The following is an 18,126-nucleotide window of genomic DNA, read 5'->3' as shown; positions in this document are numbered from 1 at the left end:
TTGGGGGTGGTGTCAATCCTGGATCTCCCGCTGCTTCCGATTCGCCTTGCACGCCACGTGGTCGACGCGGTCTTGCACTCCAACGCACCGGCGCCAACGCCGGCACCGGCTCCGCCGGCCGAGCTCATCGTGGTCGACGGCATGCCCGAGGGGGTGCCGCCGGCCGCGCGGCGCCCCGAGCCCGAGCTTCCCGTGCCGGCGGGATGGCCATTCGGCGAACGGTTCCCGCGCACCTGCGGCGCGGGCCGAGTGGCCGACGGTGCCTTGTTCTGGACCGACTTCCTCTACGACGACCACGGCGCGACGGGCATCCCGATCGGCGACCTGAAGATTCAGGCGCCGCCGCGCGGAACCTACGTCTACCCGGACGGGCCGGCGGCCGGCAACGGCGCCGACATCTTCCGGGTCGCCATCGGGCTCACCGAGACCCACACCTGGTGGCGGATCGACTGGAACACGCTGCTGGACGCCTCGGTGCCCATCGCGCTGTTCACCTTCGACACCGACCCGGCCCGAACGGCGGACGAGCAGTGGCCCGCCGGAGCCGGCGTGCGGTCAAAGGGCATCGACATGGCCCTGCTGGTCGCGGGGAGTGGTGCCGCGTTGATCGACCTGACGACCCAGGTCAGGACGCCGGTCGAGCACAGTGTCGACATGCAGTCGCGGTCGTTCGTGGCGCAGGTCCCGCGGTCGCTCGCCGAACCCACCGGGAGCTGGACGGTCCGCCTGGCCGCAGGCTTGGCCAACACGGCGGGGGACGGATTCGCCGACGTGCCGGCCCTGCACGGTGCGCTGCCCGGCCAAGCCAACGTCTACAACGTGGCATTCCGAACCAACGAGCAGGAGCCGCCGCACCTGAATTTCTGGTCGGATGCCGCCCAGGCCGCCGCTCTGACAACTGGCGACGTCTCCGAGTTCGCGCTGACGGTGCCGTGGGCTCAGCTGGCGGCCCGCGAAACCGCTCCCGAGCCGCTGATCACCGGCCCTTCCACCCGGTGGTACGTATCTTCGATCGAGCTCGGGCAGGGTCTGGAACAAGGTTGGGCCGCCAACGACATCTTGAGCACCAAGCCGCAATTCCTCGGCCGGGTACAGCCGTATTCGATCTGCTTGCCGTCGAGCTATGCACCGGGTCGCACGCTGCCGCTGACCCTGCTGCTGCACTCCCTTTCACTCGGGCAGAGCCAGTTCGCCGCGATCGACCCGCGACTGTTGCACGAGGTGTGCGAGGGCCGCGACTCGGTGGTGGTCACGCCGCTGGCCCGGGGGCCGTCGACCTGGTATTTCGACACCGGTGAACTCGACGTCTGGGAAGTGTGGGCGCGGGTTGCCGAGCAACTGGGCACTGATCCCAATCGCACTGTGATTTCTGGCTATTCGATGGGCGGCTATGCGACGTACAAGCTGGGGTTGAGTTATCCGCAGGTGTTCTCGCAAGCGGTGGTGCTGGCGGGACCCCCGACATGCGGGGTCCGGCTGCTGCCCGACGTCGACATCCCCGCCGACCTCGATCTCGACACGCCCTGTGCCCGTGAGGGTGACACCTGGAAGCTGTTGGTGAACGCCCGATGGCTGCCCTATGTCATCGCCCATGGGCTACTTGACGAGCTGGTGCCGTTCGCCTCGGCCGCCGAGCAGGTGCTGGAGTTGGACCGGCTGGGTTACCGCCACCGGTTCAGTGTCTACCCGCTCGAGGATCACATCGCCTGGGTGTTCCAGGACAAGTTCGAGGATCCGATTTCCCACATGGGAACCGCTCTGCGCCAAGCGGATCCGGGACACATCACCTTCGCCTGGTATCCGCAGCTGGTGCGCGCCGATCTGGGTATCGGACCGCACCAGGTGTGGTGGTTGTCGGAGTTGGCCGCCGATCCCGAGGTGACCGCGCGGCGCGGGGCCGTCGCGGAAGTCGACGCGCGCTCGTACGCGCGGCCGGACCCCACGCATACCGTCAGGCATCATCGTGGTTTCATCCCACACTTCGAGCCGACGCCCGGGCTGTACAGCGAACTGGACTGGCAGGTGGGACGGCCCGTCGGCCCGCTGCCATATCTGACGTTGCGCCTCAACGGGATTGGGAGTCTGAGGGTCGATGTCGCGCGCGCCGGTCTGGCCGCGTTGCCGTCGTCGACCATCACGGTGGCCACCGATGTCGTCACCCAGATCACGCTCGGTGGCCTGCGCGCCGGGGCTGTCGTGCAGGTCGATGGGGAGCCGGCCGGGCCGATCGTCACCATGTCGCCCGGGCGCCACCGCATCACGTTGACGGCCGGAGCGGCTGTCGATGCATGAGTTGTCGCGCTAGGTGATCGTAGCCGGCTTGACGGAGCGGTCTCTGGGTGAATAGCGGCGACGGGCGGACTGGGCGAAAATTCCGCGCGTGGCTCCCTTGGCTGTCGATCCGGAGGCGTTGTACGCCGCGGGTAGTGCAGTGTCCGCCGCCGGCGGTGGCCTGTCCGCGAATCTGACGGTCTTGGCCGCGGGCTTTTCGGCCCACACGGGCGTGGACCGCGCCGGCGAGGTGTTCGGTCTGGCGTATCAAGACGCCGCCAAGTCGCTGCTGAAGGCGGCGGCCGCTGCCGTGAACGCGTGCCTCAAATGCGGGGCTCTCATCCAGCAAGGCGCATCGAACTATTCGAAGGCCGAAGTGGCCTCGACGCTCGGTGGCGCTGGCGGTGTGCTGGAGGCACCGTCGCCGCCGGTTGAACTTGGCCCGCCCGGTCCCCCTGGAACGGTGGGCCCCGGCGAGCCACCGCCGCTGCTGTGGTCGATCGTGGAGTCGCTCGTCCTTGAATTGTGGCCCGACGGTGATGTGGCGGGTCTGCGCGCGGCCGCATCTCGTTGGCGCGACTTCGCCGCGGCGGTCGAAGGGGTTCAAAGATCTCTCAACGCGTCGAAGACGCTGCTGGATACTCAACACCTGCCCGAAGGCGTCAAGATCGACAACGCTCTGAACGAAATAGGCTCTGCCGCAGCGACTATCGGTGTGCAGTGCAAGAAGTTGGCCACCGTCATCGACACGTTTGCGGGCAGGGTCGACCACGCCCAACACGCGATCCGGGATCTGTTGCACCGACTCGGATCCCTCGGCGACATCGGTCACGACATCATGCTCATCATCGACGGTGACGCGTGGGACGAGATCAAGAAGATCGCCAAGGACATCAACGACGTACTGGGCCACCTTGGACACGAGGCCCGGGCCTGCGAGCAGGGGATCAGACTGCTCATGCAAGCGGCCGATCGCGAGATCGTCACGTGCGAAAAGTACGCGCGTCGCGGGCTCACCCAATTTTTGGGAGACGACGTCGGTAATCCGGTCGCGACCGCATTCGACACCTGGATAAATGCCCACGAAGGTGTTCTCAAGGGCGCGGTCGAGATGGCATTAGGCTTCGCCGACCTGAGTCCGCATTGGTTCTTCGTCGATCCCCAAGGCGCGGCCGCCACCTGGACCGGCCTGGGGAAGAGCGCATGGAAGGGAAGTTTGTTCAACGCGCCCCTCCACCCCCAGGAATTCGCGGACGCGAGGATCCAAGAATTGAAAGGCATTGTGCACGAAAAGGATTGGAGCGGAGCTCGACCGGGATTGGGCGCGGGCGAGAACCTGTTCGACGTTGCCACGCTGTTTCTACCCGGGGCCGGTGAAGCCGACGCGGCCGCGGACGGTACCCGTGCGGCCGCACGCGGCGCCGAGGCGGAGGCGGAGGCCGCCGGAAGTGCCGGCACGAAAGCGGGCGAAGGCCTTAGCGGCACCGCACGCGCTCGGGGAACGCTGACTGACATCACGAAGGCGAGTGCCGAACTCCCCAAAAACCTCGAGGGCGTCACGAAGGATTTGCCCGAGATCAAGCCTCCTACGAGTGGCAGTCCCGTGGCATTGCTGCCCGGCAAGCCGATTGCGCTGCCGATCGAGGCGGCGCCGCGCCCGGCCGACGGAGTCCCTGGCTCGCCACAGTCGCCGACGACAGCGCCGGGGCCGCCGTTGTCCGAGACCGCGAGGGCTGCCGCTGCGGGCCGACCTTTCGACCCGGCGATCGCGCCGCCACCGACACCGGCGGTCCATGGCGGTCCGCATGATCCGGTTTCGGTGCCCGCGGAGGGACCGCATGAGCCGGTGGGCGTTCCGCACGGCGGTCCGCATGAACCGGCTTCGGTCCCGGCGGACGGACCGCATGAGCCGGCGAATGGTCCGCACGAGGGGCCGCAGCCTGCCTGGGCTCCGGCCGCCGGTTCGCCTGCCGCGGCAGTGCCGACCGCTGCCGGCGAGCGCGTGCCATCCGCACTTCCGCAAGCGTTCGACCACTCGCCGCCCTTGTCGTTTAGCGAATTTCCCAGTAACGCCCCGCGTTTTGCTGCTCACTCACCGGCGCCGACGACTCCGGCGCCCTTTCATTTCGCGCCATTGAATGGCCACCCCGCCGGAACGCCAATGTCGGGCAGTGGCTGGCACGGGCCCGGCGAGGGCGTTCCTCCGGGTGAGCACGCGCCGGGAGAGCTGCCAGATGGTGGGAAAGGGCATGGGGATGGTGACGGCGATCCGACCAAGGAGGACAAGCACCACCGCCCGCGAGGCCATCACGATTCGCCTCAGGGACCTGAGGATGAAGATGCTTCGCACGGCGGCGACGGGAAGGCGGACGGACTCACCGCGGAGACGCGCGACGAAGTAATCGCGATGCCGAAAGGCGCGCGTCCCGACCCATCGGAATACTTGTCGTCACAATATATTGAACGTCATTTGCAAAAGTTTGACGGCGGTGCAACTCGATTTATGCCGGAAGGCAATCTCGAGAAATACGGTATCGCACAGCGGGATGGAACCTCTTTTGTGATGCCCAAACATGAAGCCGATGCAATGACGGCCGCCACGGGAGGTGACCTGCGAGCAATGGAAACCGAGCTCGGATTACCTCAAGGGTTTTTGGACTCGAATAAGATTGTCAGGGTAGATATCTCCGATCCTCATGACTTCAATCTGCGAATGCCGTCGGGCAATGAGGTCGGCGCCAACGAACAATGGGTACCCGGTGGTCTATTGCCCAATGGCTTGTCGGAGGGTGTTGTCGATGGTGGATCGATGAAACCGGAGCACTACACTGTCACTGAGGTCTTCGAGTGGAAAGAAGCGTTATGAAGTTTGATGACACCTATTTTTCTCGAGAGGACAGATATTCGATCGGCATCGAATCGATGTCGGGGCGCTACTACGCGTCGATTCCGGTGAGCAATGGGATTGTCGACTACGAAGAATATTATGAGCTCACTCCTGACCAATATCACCAGTTCCTAGAAGACAGGGCGGCCGCAGTCAGATTCGTTGAAGCTTGCCGTCGGCATGAGCATGACGACCTGCTCTTGCAACAACCTGGCAACAATCGCGGGACCCCTGTGTAAGCGGGGGTCGAACGCCACGACTCATGGACATCCGACTGTCCGTTTCCATAAAAAGCGTCCAGAATTGCCCGAAGAAGCGTTGCCCGAGATCGGCTGATGTGTCGGTTGGAACCTTCGTCAACCCGGAAGCCATGCGGCGCGCAGGCGAACCAACACCGAACGGAGCGCTAATCGCGCTACCCGCTGCGGTCCAGAAGGTCCGACGACCCCAGCACCCGCTCGATCTGAACCTCGATGACCACCCGGCGTGGGTTGGGCCGCGGCGTGCGGTAGCGCTGGGCGTAACGCAGCTCGGCATCGCGCACCGCATCGCCGTTGTTGTTGACCTTGGAACGGCCTTCCAGCGACAGCCACCGCGCGCCGTCGACCTGGCTGAGCACGGCCAGTCCGCCGCGATCGGCGTTGACCGCCTTCTGCGAACCCCCGGTGGTGATCACCCGCGCAATGTGCGTCTTGGGGTCGAAGGTGAAACCGACCGCCACCACGTGCGGCGAATTGTCGGCTCGCAGCGTGGTCAGCATGGCCAGATGCCGTTCCGACAGGAACGCCAACGCGTCGTCGGTGAGCCGGGTAGTGGTATTCGCCATCATCGCCAACGCTAGCGCAGGTGATAATCGCAGCCGTGGACGACACGGGCGCAGGACCAGTACTAATCCTGGGCGGCCGCAGCGAGATCGGGGTCGAGCTGGCACGACTGCTCGCCCCGGGCGCGACGGTCGTGCTGGGCGCCCGGCAGGCCGACCGGCTCGCTGACCAGGTCAGCGCGCTCAAAGCCGCCGGCGCCACGGCGGTCGACACCAGAGAATTCGACGCCGACGACCTGGCCTCGCACGGTCCGCTGATCGCCTCGATCGTCGCCGACCACGGGCCCATCGGCACGGCGGTGCTGGCTTTCGGAATCCTGGGCGATCAGGCCCGCGCCGAAACCGACGCCGCGCACGCGGTCGCCGTCGTGCACACCGATTTCCTCGCCCAGGTCAGCTTGCTCACCCACCTGGCCGCCGCCATGCGCAACGCTGACAGGGGCCGATTGGTGGTGTTCTCATCGATCGCCGGCGCACGGGTGCGCCGCGCCAACTACGTCTACGGCTCGGCCAAGGCCGGCTTGGACGGCTTTGCCAGTGGCCTGGCCGACGCGCTGCACGAGACCGGGGTTCGGCTGCTGATCGTCCGGCCGGGATTCGTCATCGGGCGTATGACGGAGGGCATGACGCCCGCGCCGCTGCCGAGCACGCCCGCGCAGGTGGCCGCCGCGACCGCGCGCGCGTTGGCGAAAGGCCGCCGCACGGTGTGGATCCCGTGGGCGCTGGGGCCCGCGGCCGCTGTGATGCGGCTGCTGCCGCAGTTCGTCTGGCGCAGGATGCCGCGATGATCCGGGCCGCTGACGATGCGGGGCCAGGCGATGAGGAGTGGCGCTCATGATCATCGTGGTCGGCATCGGCGCCGACGGCATGGCCGGGCTCGGCGGGGCGTCACTCGCCGAAATACGACGCGCCGCAGTGATTTACGGATCCAAACGACAACTCGACCTGCTCGACGACACGGTGCCCGCGCCGCGGCGCCAGTGGCCGTCGCCGATGTTGCCCGCGCTGCAGACGCTGCTCGACGAGCAATCGGGTGACGTGCACGTGGTGGCCAGCGGCGATCCGCTGCTGCACGGGATCGGCGGCACCCTGATCCGCCTGCACGGCCGCGACAACGTCAGGGTGCTGCCGCACGTGTCGTCGGTGACGCTGGCGTGTGCGCGGATGGGCTGGAACGTCCACGACACCGAGGTGATCAGTCTGGTCACCGCACCGCCGCACACCGCAGTGCGTCGCGGCGGTCAGGCGATCGTGCTGTCGCAAAGCAACTCCACGCCAACCGAACTCGCCGCGCTGCTCACCGCCTACGGTCGTGGCGATTCAGAGTTCACCGTTCTCGAACGACTGGGCGCCCCAGATGAGCACCGCCGCGACGGCACGGCGCGCGATTGGGCCAAGGAGCGAGACCTGGACGACCTCAACGTGATCGCCGTGCGCTACCTGCCCGACGAACGGGTGTCACCCCTGCCCGACGACGCCTTCACCCATGATGGGCAGATCACCAAACAAGGCATCCGCGCGGTGACGCTGGCCGCCCTGGCGCCGCGCCCCGGGGAGCGATTGTGGGACATCGGCGCGGGCTCGGGCAGCATCAGCGTCGAATGGTGCCTGCGCGGACGAGGTTGCAGCGCAGTGGTATTCGAGCGCAACCAAGAGCGCCGGCGCCACCTCGAAGCCAACGCCGCGGCGTTCGGGGTCGACATCGATGTGCATGGCGCCGCCCCCGACGCCTTCGACGCTGCCGAGCCGCCGTCGGCGATCTTCATCGGCGGCGGAGTGACCCAATCCGGCCTGCTCGACGCCTGCTGGGACAACCTGCCCCCCGACGGTCGGCTCGTCGTCAACGCGGTCACGGCCGAGTCGGAAGCCGTTCTGGCGCAGGCGCATCAGCGTCTGGGTGGCCAGCTGCGGCGCTTCCAGCACTATCACGGCGAGCCGCTGGGCGGCTTCACCGGCTGGCGCCCGCAGTATCCGGTCACGCAGTGGGCGGTGACCAAATGACGGTGTATTTCATCGGCGCGGGCCCGGGCGCGGCCGACCTCATCACGGTGCGCGGCCAGCGGCTCCTGCAGACTTGCCGGGTGTGCCTCTACGCCGGATCGATCATGCCTGACGACCTGCTGGCGTTGTGCCCGCCGGGCGCGAAAGTCGTTGACACCGGCCCCCTGACGTTGGAGCAGATCATCACCGAGATCGCCGAGGCGCACGCCGCAGGCCTGGACGTGGCGCGGCTGCATTCCGGCGATCCGTCGCTCTACAGCGCGCTGGCCGAACAGTGCCGACGCCTCGACACTGTTGGCATCGACTACGAGATCGTGCCCGGCGTACCGGCATTCGCCGCGGCGGCGGCCGCTCTGAAGCGCGAGCTCACGGTTCCCGGGGTGGCGCAGACGGTGACGCTGACTCGGGTGGCGACCCTGTCGACGGCCATGCCGTCCGGCGAAGACCTGAAGACGTTGGCGCGATCGGGCTCGACCCTCGTCCTGCACCTGGCCGCCGCCCAGATCGATGCTATCGTCCCGCAACTTCTCGAAGGCGGCTACCGCCCCGAAACACCAGCGGCCGTAGTGGCTTTCGCGAGCTGGCCGCAAGAGGCGGTGCTGCGCGGCACGCTCGCCGACATCGCCGGACAGATGCATCAGGCCGGCATCACCAAGACCGCCGTCATTGTCGTCGGCGACGCGTTGACGGCCGGAGGTTTCACCGACAGCTACCTGTACTCGACCGGGCGCGCCCGGGGGAGCAGGCATTGATGCGTGTACTGCTGCTCGGTGGCACCGGCGAGGCGCGCGCCCTGGCGAAATCCCTGCACCCGCGCATCGACATCATCAGCTCCCTGGCGGGCCGCGTTCCGGATCCGGCCCTGCCGGTCGGCCCCGTGCGCATCGGCGGCTTCGGTGGCGTCGACGGGTTACGGCGCTGGCTGCACGACGAACGCATCGACGCCCTCGTCGATGCAACCCACCCGTTCGCGGCCACCATGACGGCGCATGCCGCCGCCGCGTGCGGCGAACTGCGGATCCCGCATCTGATCCTCGCCCGCCCGGCCTGGGATCCCGGCACCGCTATCGTCGTCGAGTCGGACGCCTCTGCCGCTGAAACCGTTGCACGGCAAGGGTATTCGCGAATTTTTCTCACCACTGGCCGCTCGGGCGTGGGAGCCTTCGCCGGCAGCGACGCGTGGTTTCTGATCCGAGCGGTCACCGACCCGAATGCCTCCGCGCTGCCCCGTCGGCACCGGGTGGTGCTCTCTCGCGGACCGTATCGCTACGACGACGAGTTCGCGCTGTTGCGCGCCCACCGCATCGATGCACTGGTCACCAAGAACAGCGGTGGGGACATGACGCGCGCGAAGCTGGATGCGGCTGCGGCGCTGGAGGTTCCGGTGGTGATGGTGGCGCGGCCGCCGCTACCCGCTGGGGTGTTGACCGCCGGCACTGTGGCCGAGGCCGCCGCATGGGTGGGCGCGCTAGCCGGTTAGGTGGCCGCGCTCGCCATCGGCCAGCAGCGCATCGCGGGCGCGCGCAACGCGGGAGCGAATGGTGCCGACCGGGCAGCCGCAGACCTCGGCCGCGTCGGCGTAGGGCAGGCCCAGCAGCTGGGTGAGCAAAAGCGCTTCGCGCTGTTCGGCATTGAGGGTGGCGATCATCGCGGTCACCTCGACCAGGTCCTCGAATCCCCGGGCGTGACGGTCCCCGCGCGCCACATGTTCAGGATCGGCGCCCAGGGCGGCGCGGGGCCGCGACTGGAGGTGGCGAATATGGTCGGCCACTACGCGGCGGGCGATCGAGAGTAGCCAGGTCCGCGCACTGGAGCGCCCGGAGAATCGCTCGATGGCGCCGATGGCGCGCAGGAAGGTCTCCTGAGTCAGATCGTCGGCGTTGCCGGTATCCGACAGATAGGCGACGAACCGCCACACGTCTTGCTGGGTGGCTTTGATGAACGACTCGAGCGCTCGTGGGTTTCCGCGCGCGGCCGACAACGCGAGCTCGGTTACGGCCTCGTCGTCACTCGGCGCGGTCATGCCCAACCACCTTCGTTGTGCGGGTTTTCCGATTCTACGACGACACGTCGTAGAAGATTCCGTCGGGTCGACGGCCGCGTGATTGATGGGCCTCAGGTGCCCGCGCCGCCGACCACCGGCTGAGTCCGCCGCCCACGCGGGGAAATCGGCCTCATCCGAGGCATCGGAGCCGTGCCGTCGGTGCGAGCCCACTCGTTCGCGCGCCACCAGCAACGCGAACGCCAGTCCTAGCAGGAGCGGCATGTGGCTGGCGATGCGGGTGGCGGTGACCTCGCCGTCAAAGGCGTCGATGATCACATAACCCAGCAACGCAAGCGAATACACACCGGTGATCGCGGCCACCCCCGACGCGGAGGCGGGCCAGACGCCGGCGGCGATCATGGCCAGACCCAAAGCCAGCAACCATGCCGTCGACTCGTGCATCAGGTGTTCACCGGACATCGCGCCGTGCATATGACCGGACACCATGCCGAAATCGATGCCGCTGATCTGAGCGGCGGCAATCGCCACCTGGAAAAGGCCGACGGCGATCAGCCCCCACCGCCGGTAGTGCGTTCGCAGCCATCGCATCCGGGCCTGGTGCCCGGTCGGTTGCTCGCCGATGCTGGCCATGATTCGTTCGACCAGGTCGGGCCCGTCGCCGGGGGTCACCGAGGCCAACCGGCGCGTCTGCACCGCCGCACCGATCAGCCAGGAGCGGCAACCGCGGCAGGATTCGAGATGGGCGTCGATTTGCTGAGCGAGCACTTGGGGACGCTCGCCGTCCAACCGAGCCGACAGCGCTTCACGCGCAATCTCACACCGCATCCCTGCATCGTTGCGCATGGCCCGGCCGCGCGCAAAGACTCACCGAGATTTAGCGCCAGAACGAATTCGTGGGGAACTAAACGGCGCCGACAACCGACCTCTGCTCAGAGACATCGCCAGCCCATTTACATGATCCACCGAAGAGGTATTCGTGTTTTTGCCTGAAGGCCCCCGACGATGACCGCCCCGGTCTGGATCGCGTTTCCCCCCGAAGTGCACTCGACGTTGCTCAGCAGCGGTCCGGGACCTGGGCCGCTGCTCGCCGCCGCGGCGACGTGGTCTTCCATGGGCACCCAATACGCCGAGGCGGCGGAGGAGCTCAGCGCACTCCTGAGCGCCACGCAGGGCGGTGCGTGGGAGGGGCCGAGCGCCGAGCAGTACGTGGCGGCGCATGCGACCTATCTGAGCTGGCTGCTGGAGAGTTCCGCCAAGAGCACGACCGCCGCGGCGCTGCATGAGACGGCAGCAGGCGGGTACACGGCGGCGCTGGCCACGATGCCGACGATGCCAGAGCTCGTCGCCAATCACGCCACACACGCGGCGCTGGTCGCGACGAACTTCTTCGGCATCAACACGATTCCGATTGCGGTGAACGAAGCCGACTACGCGCGCATGTGGGTGCAAGCCGCCACGACGATGACCACCTACCAGGCGGTCAGTGAATCCGCCCTGGCCGCAGTTCCGGCGACGACACCCGCACCGCAGATCGTCACGCCCGGCGGCGAGGTCCAGGCAACGGCGACGGATACCGCTTCCCAGACTCCTCCCGCCACCTCCTGGCAGGACCAGCTTGCGCAGGAACTGTCCAACTTCACCCAAAACGTCCTCTGGCCGCTCGGGAAGGAGATATACCCCGACGGCTGGCCCATTGACGCGGTTTCGTTCGCCAACGGGCTGGCCGCGCAGCTGATGAACATCCCGGGCATGACCCCGACGCTGGCGACGGCGCTCGCCTGGTTCACCTTTCACTCGTTGATGCTCGTCTGGCCGTTGGTGCAAGCGGTCCAGACGGCGTTAATGCTGGCTCCTGTCCTGCTACTCGCCGTTCTTCCGGTGGTCGCCGCTGCCGGTGCCGGCATTGCCGCGGCTGTCGCCGGTGCTGCGAGTGCCGCCGGCGTTGCGCTGCCGGCCAGCGTGCCGTTGGCAACCGTGCCGCCGACGCCGATGGCGACCACGCCGGCTTCGGCGCCGGCCATGTCGGCGAGTATCCCGGCAAACGCGAGCAGCGCCCCGGTTTCCAGCGTGACGCCAAGTACGGCCACGGCTCCAGGTGGTGGACCGGTCGGCGGCGGTCCGGGCGTCGGTTTCGGTCCGACGGCGACCGACGGAATCGGAGCGAACCTGTCCAACGCCCTTTATGCGGTGGGACTTTCGGGACTGTCGGCGCGCGACAGCGCGAGCGGGCGGTCACGCCGCAAGGTGGAGGAACCGTCGTCAGACGACGTCGACGCACCAGCGGGCGCGGCCGCGGCGGCTGAGGCCAAGAAGAAAGCCCGGGCGCGCCGGCGCCGCGGAGGGACCGTCACTGAGCGCGCATACCGCTACGAGTTCATGGACTTCGACGATGATTCGGCTCCGGCCGGTGATGCTGACGATCCGCACGCCGCCCGTCCTTCCGGAGACAGTGCAGGTCCGCTCGGATTCGCCGGTGCGGCTCCCAAACCTGATGCCGCGCGAGCCGCCGGGTTGGCGACGCTGACCCGTGAGGGATTAAGCGACGGCCCCGGCGTCCCGATGATGCCAAGCACCTGGGACCGCGACTAACCCTGGTAACGCCTCGGCGTGAACACCCGGTCGGTGGAATCGCTTGAATACCATTGGGTTTGCGACGACCCGACAATCAGCAGACAGCGCATGTCGATCTCGCCGGGATCGAGATCGGCCAGCCTGACCACGCGAACGCTTTCGTCGGGACCGGACACGTTGCGGCCGATGACCACCGGAGTGCCGGGTTCGCGGTGGGCCAACAATATGTCGCGCATCGCGCCGACTTGCCAGGTTCGCGTCTTGGAAGCGGGGTTGTAGATCGCCAGCACCAGGTCGGCGGCCGCGGCGGCCTGCAGTCGCGTGCAGATCACTTCCCACGGCTTGAGGCGGTCGGACAGCGAGATCACCGCATAGTCGTGCCCCAGCGGAGCACCGACCCGACTCGCCACCGCCTGGGCGGCGGTCATCGCCGGGATGACCCGGACTTGCACCCCCGGCCATTCTTTGGCCTCTTCCAACACCGCGGTCGCCATCGCGAACACGCCCGGGTCTCCCGACGACACCACCGCCACGGCATGCCCCTGCTCGGCCAGCTCGCACGCCAACCGGGCCCGTTCGGGTTCGTCGCGGTTGTCGCTGGGGTGGCGTTGCTGGCCGTCGCGAACCGGGACGCGATCCAGGTAGCCGCCGTAGCCGATCAGGTCGGTGGCCGAGGCAAGCTCCCGCCGGGTCTGCGGCGTCATCCAGTCCATGTCGCCAGGCCCCAGCCCGACCACGGTGACGCTCCCGGTGGGGGGCGTGCGCCGCCCACGCCGGCCGCCCGGCAACATGGCCAGCGAAAAGTACGGAACGCCGGCCGCGTCGACGTCGGCGGCGGGCAGTATGCGTTGACCGGCAGTGCTGGCCCGTTCCACGTAGAACGCGTCGCCCAGCTGTCCTGATGCCGAAAGCGCTTCGCGCACGGCGTGATACGAACGCCCGAGTTTGAGCACGACGGCGGCATCGGCGTCGGCGAGGCGGCGGGTCAGCTCCTCGACCGGCAAGGTCCCCGGCAGCACGGACAGCACCTCATCGCCGGCCACCAACGGCGTCGCGATGGCCGCCGAGGCCGCGCTCACCGAGGTCACGCCGGGCACGATGACCGCGTCGAACCGTTCGGTCAGCCGGGTGTGCAGATGCATGTAGGAGCTGTAGAACAGCGGGTCGCCCTCGGCCAGCAGGGCCACGTTGCGACCGGCGTCGAGGTGCGCCGCGATGCGCTCCGTGGCCTCGACATAGAAGTCCTCGATCGCACCGGCGTAGCCGCCGGGATGGTCAGTCGTCTCGGTAGTGACGGGATAGACCAGGTGCTCTTCGATCTGACCGGGGCGCAGGTACGGTTCGGCGATGCCGCGCGCGATGCTGCGGCCGTGCCGGGCGCTGTGGTAGGCCACCACGTCGGCCTCACCGATCACCCGGGCGGCCTTGACGGTGACCAACTCAGGGTCACCGGGACCCAGCCCGACGCCCCAGAGCGTGCCCCGATAGGCGCTCTGCGCGGTGCCCTGTGCGGTCATTCGCGGTCGCTCGCAATCGCGTTGACGGCGGCGGCGGCCATGGCACTGCCACCCCTGCGGCCCCGCACTACCAGATACGACGTGCCGCGCGGGTTGTCGATAAGCTCCTGTTTGGACTGCGCCGATCCGACGAAACCCACCGGCCCGCCCAACACCCCGGCCGGCGGTGCAACGCCGTCGTCGATCAGCTCGAGCAGCCGGAACAGCGCGGTCGGGGCGTTGCCGATCGCCACCACCGCGCCGGGCAACCGGTCCGCCCACAGCTCCACACCGGCGGCCGAGCGAGTGGTCTGCCGGCGTGCGGCCAGCTCGGCCGCCCGCGGATCGGCCACCAGCGACACCACCTGGTTGTCGGCCGGCAATCGCGCGGCGGTGATTCCGGCCGCCACCATCGACGAATCGCACAGCACCGGAGCACCACCTCGCAGGGCGGCGCCGACCCGGTCGACGACATCACCGGTGAAGGCGACGTGCTCGGCCACGTCGACCTGCCCGCAGGTGTGGATCAGCCGGACCACCACCTGCGCCACGTCGGGCGGGAAGCGCGCCAGATCGGCTTCGGCGCGGATCGTCGCGAACGACTGGCGATAGATCTCCGCCGCGTCGCGGATGTAGTCGAGCACCCGCTCACCCTAAGACCTCAGCAGCCGGTACCCGTCTCCGGTAGCGACCAGCACCTCACCGGCGAGCGGGCTGCCGCAGGCCCGGTCGCAGCCGACGAAGTGACGATGAACCGTGGAATCGGCATCCAGCGATTGCGCGGCGTCGGCCCGCACGTCGGCCGCCGAATGCGCGCACCCCGGACTGCCGGTGCAGGCGCTGACGCTCAGCCAGGGGGAGTTCTCGTCGAAGACCAGCCCCAACGGTGCCAGCACCCGCAACGCGGTGTCCGCGACCTCTTCGGTGAGATCGCACACCAGCACCGACCGCCACGGCGTGATCACCAGCGGGGCCCCGATCGCGGCCAGGAACTCCGCGACCCGCGCGGGCAGCACGCCCAGCGGCACCGCCGCGCCCAGCGCCACCCGGCCGTCCTGCTGGTTGATCCACCCCACCGGGCCCTTCGTGACGGGCCGGAACGGCGCGGCGCTCATGTCCGCATCGGGCAGCAGCTCCGTGGGGTCGGCCAATTCGCTGACGCGCCAAGCCCTTCCGCGGCTCGCGACGAACCGCACGGCCAGCGCGATCAGTGCCGGCACGGCGTCGTCGACGGCCAGCCGCACGCCGGTGTCCCGGCCCGTCAACACCATTGCGACGCGGTCGCCCAGCGCATGCACCCCGACATCGGCGCCCAGCCCGGATACGTCGGCGCGGCCGTCGTCGATGGCGAACCAGAACCGGCCCCCCAACTGCGCGAGGCTGGGCTCGGCGCAGATCGCCGCGTCGAGCTCGCTCACCCATCCGCGCACGTCGGCTTCCCCGCCGAGCCGGCCGGACAGGGGAGAGGCCACGATGTTGCGGACCCGCTCGTGCGTCGGCGACGGCAACAGCCCGGCGCCCGCGATGGCCGCAGCGACGGCCGTGACGTCGGTGATGCCACGCACCTGCACGTTGCCCCGCGCGGTCAGCTCGAGCGTGCCGGACCCGAACTCGGTCGCGACGCCGGCCAGCGTCGCCAGCTGGGCGGCGGAGATGCTGCCGCCGGGCAGCCGGACCCGCACCAGCGCGCCGTCGGCCGCCTGGTGCACCTGCAGCGCACCCGGGCAGGCGTCGGTGTCGCGCTCGCGGGCCATCACCACACGGTACGACCGCCGCCGCGGCAGTTAAGTAGCCGACTACGCTAGCCGCCCGGCAACGCCGCGAACGACACTGCGATTGCGCAATTACTTCCAGGTCAGGAGCACGCATGGAACAGCGCGGTGGTCATGCGGTGGTGTTGGGAGCAAGCATGGGCGGCCTGTTGGCGGCCCGCGTGCCCTCGAAGCGCCGGCCCGGTTGTTCCGTCCGTCGGTATTGCGCCGCGTCGCTCAAGCCCGTGGCGGTCGGCCGGCGGGTGTAGAACCCGTCGACGACGGGTTCGAAGTCAACCGCAAGGAAGAGAAGGGAAGTCAAATGTCCAACAACAACATTGAGGTCACCAAGAAGGGCTACGAGGCGTTTACCGCGGGCGACCTGGAAGCGGCGCTGGACGTCTTCAGCGACTCGGCCGAGTGGACCATCAACGGCAACAGCATGATTGGCGGGACGTATCGGGGCAAGAACGAGCTCACCGAACTGTTCATGCGGCTGTCCGAGAAGGCCACCAAGGTCGAGACGAAGCGCTACCTGGCTGACGGCGACGTCGTCATCGTCCTCACCCGAGTCAGCGTCGGCGACGAGAGCGCCGACGAAGCCGACGTGTTCGAGTTCCGCGACGGCAAGGTCGTCAGGGCCCACTCCTTCGGCGACACCGCCATGCAGGAACGCGTGTTCGGCAGCAAGCGGGTAGCGACGGGCTAGGTCAGGACGTTCCGGTCCGCCGCGCGTAACCCTGGCGCTTGACGGTTTCGAGGTCGCTGGTAAAGACGCGGTCGGTGCCTGCCGCGCGTCCGATCGCCTCTGCCATGCCCTGCGGCATCAGTCGCTGCACCGACGCCAGGATGCCCATCGCACGCGGAACGACCACGCGCCGTTTGGGTTTGGCGATCACGCCGACGACGGCCCGGGCGACGTCTTGCGGCTCGGCGTTCTTGAAGCCCCGGGCGTGTCCGGCACCCGCGATCATTTCGGTGTTCGTCAGGGTCGGCATGATCGTCGAGAAGTGGACGCCGCGGCCACGGTTCTCCATGCGAACCGAGTCGGTGTACCCGAGCACGGCGTGCTTGGTGGCGCAATAGGTGGCGATGCCCGCGCACGGCAGCATGCTGGCCATAGACCCGATGTTCACGATGTGACCGCGACCGCGCGGCAGCATCCGCTCGGCGGCCAGCTTGGTGCCCAGGATGACGCCGACGATGTTGACATCGAGGACCCGCTGGGTGACGGCGTCGGGCTCGTCGACCGCGCTGCCCGCGGCGATCACCCCCGCGTTGTTCACCAGCACGTCAAGGGGCCCCAGCTCGGCTTCGACGGCGTCGAGAAAGCCGGCGAAGGATTGCCGGTCCGTCACGTCCAGCCCCCGGCACGCGGTCAGCCCCAGCCGGCGACCCGCCTCCTGCACGGCCGTCTCGTCGATGTCCCCAATGGCGACTTTGGCGCCCCGCCCGTGCAGGGCGGTGGCGATGGCGAGGCCGATCCCGCGGGCACCGCCGGTGACGGCGAAGGTTTTTCCGGAGACGTTCATCACCACAGTGTTGCGCCGAGCGTGCATTCACGGCGAGGTTCGCGCGAATTTTTCGCCCCGGATGCACGTTCGGTGCGATTGATTCCGCACCACCGTGGGCACACTCGTCCCCGTGAGGACGGAGGAGTACGCCCCGGGGCGTTTGGTCGACGTGTTCGGCGACTCATCGCAACCCACGGTCTTGCTGTGGCACGGCATGCAGACCGACGCCCGCGCCGCCGTCCGGCCGCTGGCCGGCATGCTCGCCGACCACGGTGCCGCGGTGGTGGCGCCCGATTGGAACTCGCACGCCGATGACGGCGGCCGCGCAGACCTGTTGCATTCGCTCGACTTCGCCCGCAACGTCGCAACCGACGCCACCCTCGTCCTCGTCGGGTGGTCGCTGGGTGGGTGTGCCGCCGCGGGCCTGACGCTCGACGCGGCGCGCTTCGACCTCGCCCTGGCCCATACGGTCTGCCTGGCGGGCGCCTTCATGGTCCCCGACCCCGTATCCGGTCAGACCTTGACCGGCATGCTGTCGACCGACCATATCGGCGCTCCGTTCACCTTGCTGCACGGTGTGAACGATGACGCGGTGCCGGTAAACGCCAGCCGCGAGTTCGCCGCCCGCCTGGAAAAAGTTGGCTGGCCGGTGGAGGTGGTCGAACTGACTGCCGATCACGGATCGATCGCCGGCGCCGACTATGACGCCCGCACGGACCGCTACGTCCCGGGAGCGAGCGAGCACTCGCGCCAGGTGGCTGCAGAGGTCGCCGCCCGGATCGCGGCGACACTGCGGTACGAATGATG

At 68.3% G+C, this 18,126-nt stretch carries 16 protein-coding genes and 1 pseudogene; 10 read left to right on the top strand and 7 right to left on the bottom strand.

Annotated features, from left to right (window positions below; translation table 11 throughout):
- Nucleotides 1-9 precede the first annotated feature (9 nt).
- From AC5Y4H_RS07455 to AC5Y4H_RS07445, 3 genes are all read left to right on the top strand, one after another.
- On the top strand, nt 10-2,292 hold the full coding sequence (locus AC5Y4H_RS07455) for a prolyl oligopeptidase family serine peptidase (RefSeq protein WP_499979875.1): 2,283 nt from the start codon (nt 10-12) through the stop codon (nt 2,290-2,292).
- Nucleotides 2,293-2,380: 88 nt separating this feature from the next.
- Complete coding sequence (locus AC5Y4H_RS07450) at nt 2,381-5,137, top strand: WXG100-like domain-containing protein (protein WP_499979874.1); 2,757 nt, start codon at nt 2,381-2,383, stop codon at nt 5,135-5,137.
- A complete protein-coding gene (locus tag AC5Y4H_RS07445; protein WP_499979873.1) occupies nt 5,134-5,397 on the top strand; it encodes a hypothetical protein in 264 nt (87 codons plus the stop codon). The genes AC5Y4H_RS07450 and AC5Y4H_RS07445 overlap by 4 nt, the downstream gene beginning before the upstream one ends.
- A gap of 176 nt (nt 5,398-5,573) precedes the next feature.
- On the opposite strand, the gene AC5Y4H_RS07440 is transcribed toward AC5Y4H_RS07445, so the two are convergent.
- The gene (locus AC5Y4H_RS07440; protein ID WP_499979872.1) at nt 5,574-5,984 is read right to left on the bottom strand and encodes a F420-dependent biliverdin reductase; all 411 of its coding nucleotides are present in this window, start codon (nt 5,982-5,984) and stop codon (nt 5,574-5,576) included.
- Between the two features lie 35 nt (nt 5,985-6,019).
- Between AC5Y4H_RS07440 and AC5Y4H_RS07435 the strand changes: the two genes are divergently transcribed.
- The 4 genes from AC5Y4H_RS07435 to AC5Y4H_RS07420 are packed head-to-tail and all read left to right on the top strand — an operon-like array spanning nt 6,020 to nt 9,462.
- Nucleotides 6,020-6,769: an SDR family NAD(P)-dependent oxidoreductase gene (locus AC5Y4H_RS07435; RefSeq protein WP_499979869.1), complete on the top strand. Its 750-nt coding sequence runs from the start codon at nt 6,020-6,022 to the stop codon at nt 6,767-6,769.
- A gap of 46 nt (nt 6,770-6,815) precedes the next feature.
- Nucleotides 6,816-7,982, top strand: a complete 1,167-nt coding sequence (cbiE, locus tag AC5Y4H_RS07430; protein WP_499979868.1) for a precorrin-6y C5,15-methyltransferase (decarboxylating) subunit CbiE — start codon at nt 6,816-6,818, stop codon at nt 7,980-7,982.
- On the top strand, nt 7,979-8,734 hold the full coding sequence (gene cobM, locus AC5Y4H_RS07425) for a precorrin-4 C(11)-methyltransferase (protein WP_499979867.1): 756 nt from the start codon (nt 7,979-7,981) through the stop codon (nt 8,732-8,734). Before cbiE ends, cobM begins: the two co-directional genes overlap by 4 nt.
- Entirely contained in the window at nt 8,734-9,462 is a 729-nt protein-coding gene (locus AC5Y4H_RS07420) for a cobalt-precorrin-6A reductase (protein ID WP_499979866.1), read from the top strand. Before cobM ends, AC5Y4H_RS07420 begins: the two co-directional genes overlap by 1 nt.
- On the opposite strand, the gene sigC is transcribed toward AC5Y4H_RS07420, so the two are convergent.
- Complete coding sequence (gene sigC, locus AC5Y4H_RS07415; protein ID WP_499979973.1) at nt 9,451-10,005, bottom strand: RNA polymerase sigma factor SigC; 555 nt, start codon at nt 10,003-10,005, stop codon at nt 9,451-9,453. The two genes, AC5Y4H_RS07420 and sigC, sit on opposite strands and share 12 nt — an antisense overlap.
- A 114-nt stretch (nt 10,006-10,119) precedes the next feature.
- Nucleotides 10,120-10,812, bottom strand: a pseudogene (locus AC5Y4H_RS07410) (DUF2275 domain-containing protein); the annotation flags it as partial.
- Between the two features lie 177 nt (nt 10,813-10,989).
- On the opposite strand from AC5Y4H_RS07410, the gene AC5Y4H_RS07405 reads away from it, so the two are divergent.
- Entirely contained in the window at nt 10,990-12,576 is a 1,587-nt protein-coding gene (locus AC5Y4H_RS07405; protein WP_499979864.1) for a PPE family protein, read from the top strand.
- On the opposite strand, the gene AC5Y4H_RS07400 is transcribed toward AC5Y4H_RS07405, so the two are convergent.
- From AC5Y4H_RS07400 to cobG, 3 genes are read right to left on the bottom strand one after another with little or no spacing between them, the layout of a single operon-like run.
- Complete coding sequence (locus AC5Y4H_RS07400) at nt 12,573-14,075, bottom strand: precorrin-2 C(20)-methyltransferase (protein WP_499979863.1); 1,503 nt, start codon at nt 14,073-14,075, stop codon at nt 12,573-12,575. The genes AC5Y4H_RS07405 and AC5Y4H_RS07400 overlap by 4 nt on opposite strands.
- The gene (locus AC5Y4H_RS07395) at nt 14,072-14,698 is read right to left on the bottom strand and encodes a precorrin-8X methylmutase (protein ID WP_499979862.1); all 627 of its coding nucleotides are present in this window, start codon (nt 14,696-14,698) and stop codon (nt 14,072-14,074) included. Before AC5Y4H_RS07395 ends, AC5Y4H_RS07400 begins: the two co-directional genes overlap by 4 nt.
- A gap of 9 nt (nt 14,699-14,707) precedes the next feature.
- On the bottom strand, nt 14,708-15,808 hold the full coding sequence (gene cobG / locus AC5Y4H_RS07390; protein ID WP_499979860.1) for a precorrin-3B synthase: 1,101 nt from the start codon (nt 15,806-15,808) through the stop codon (nt 14,708-14,710).
- A gap of 319 nt (nt 15,809-16,127) precedes the next feature.
- Here cobG and AC5Y4H_RS07385 point away from each other — a divergent pair, with 319 nt between their 5' ends.
- Nucleotides 16,128-16,514: a nuclear transport factor 2 family protein gene (locus AC5Y4H_RS07385; RefSeq protein ID WP_499979859.1), complete on the top strand. Its 387-nt coding sequence runs from the start codon at nt 16,128-16,130 to the stop codon at nt 16,512-16,514.
- 1 nt (nt 16,515) lies between these two features.
- Here the strand turns inward: AC5Y4H_RS07385 and AC5Y4H_RS07380 are convergent, their stop codons facing one another.
- The gene (locus AC5Y4H_RS07380) at nt 16,516-17,337 is read right to left on the bottom strand and encodes an SDR family oxidoreductase (protein WP_499979858.1); all 822 of its coding nucleotides are present in this window, start codon (nt 17,335-17,337) and stop codon (nt 16,516-16,518) included.
- Between the two features lie 112 nt (nt 17,338-17,449).
- Here AC5Y4H_RS07380 and AC5Y4H_RS07375 point away from each other — a divergent pair, with 112 nt between their 5' ends.
- Nucleotides 17,450-18,124, top strand: coding sequence for an alpha/beta hydrolase (locus AC5Y4H_RS07375; protein WP_499979856.1), 675 nt, complete (start codon nt 17,450-17,452; stop codon nt 18,122-18,124).
- Nucleotides 18,125-18,126: the final 2 nt, after the last annotated feature.

The sequence above is a fragment of the Mycobacterium sp. NGS58 genome, from assembly GCF_059812385.1.
This window is presented reverse-complemented; position numbering and strand designations above follow the sequence as displayed.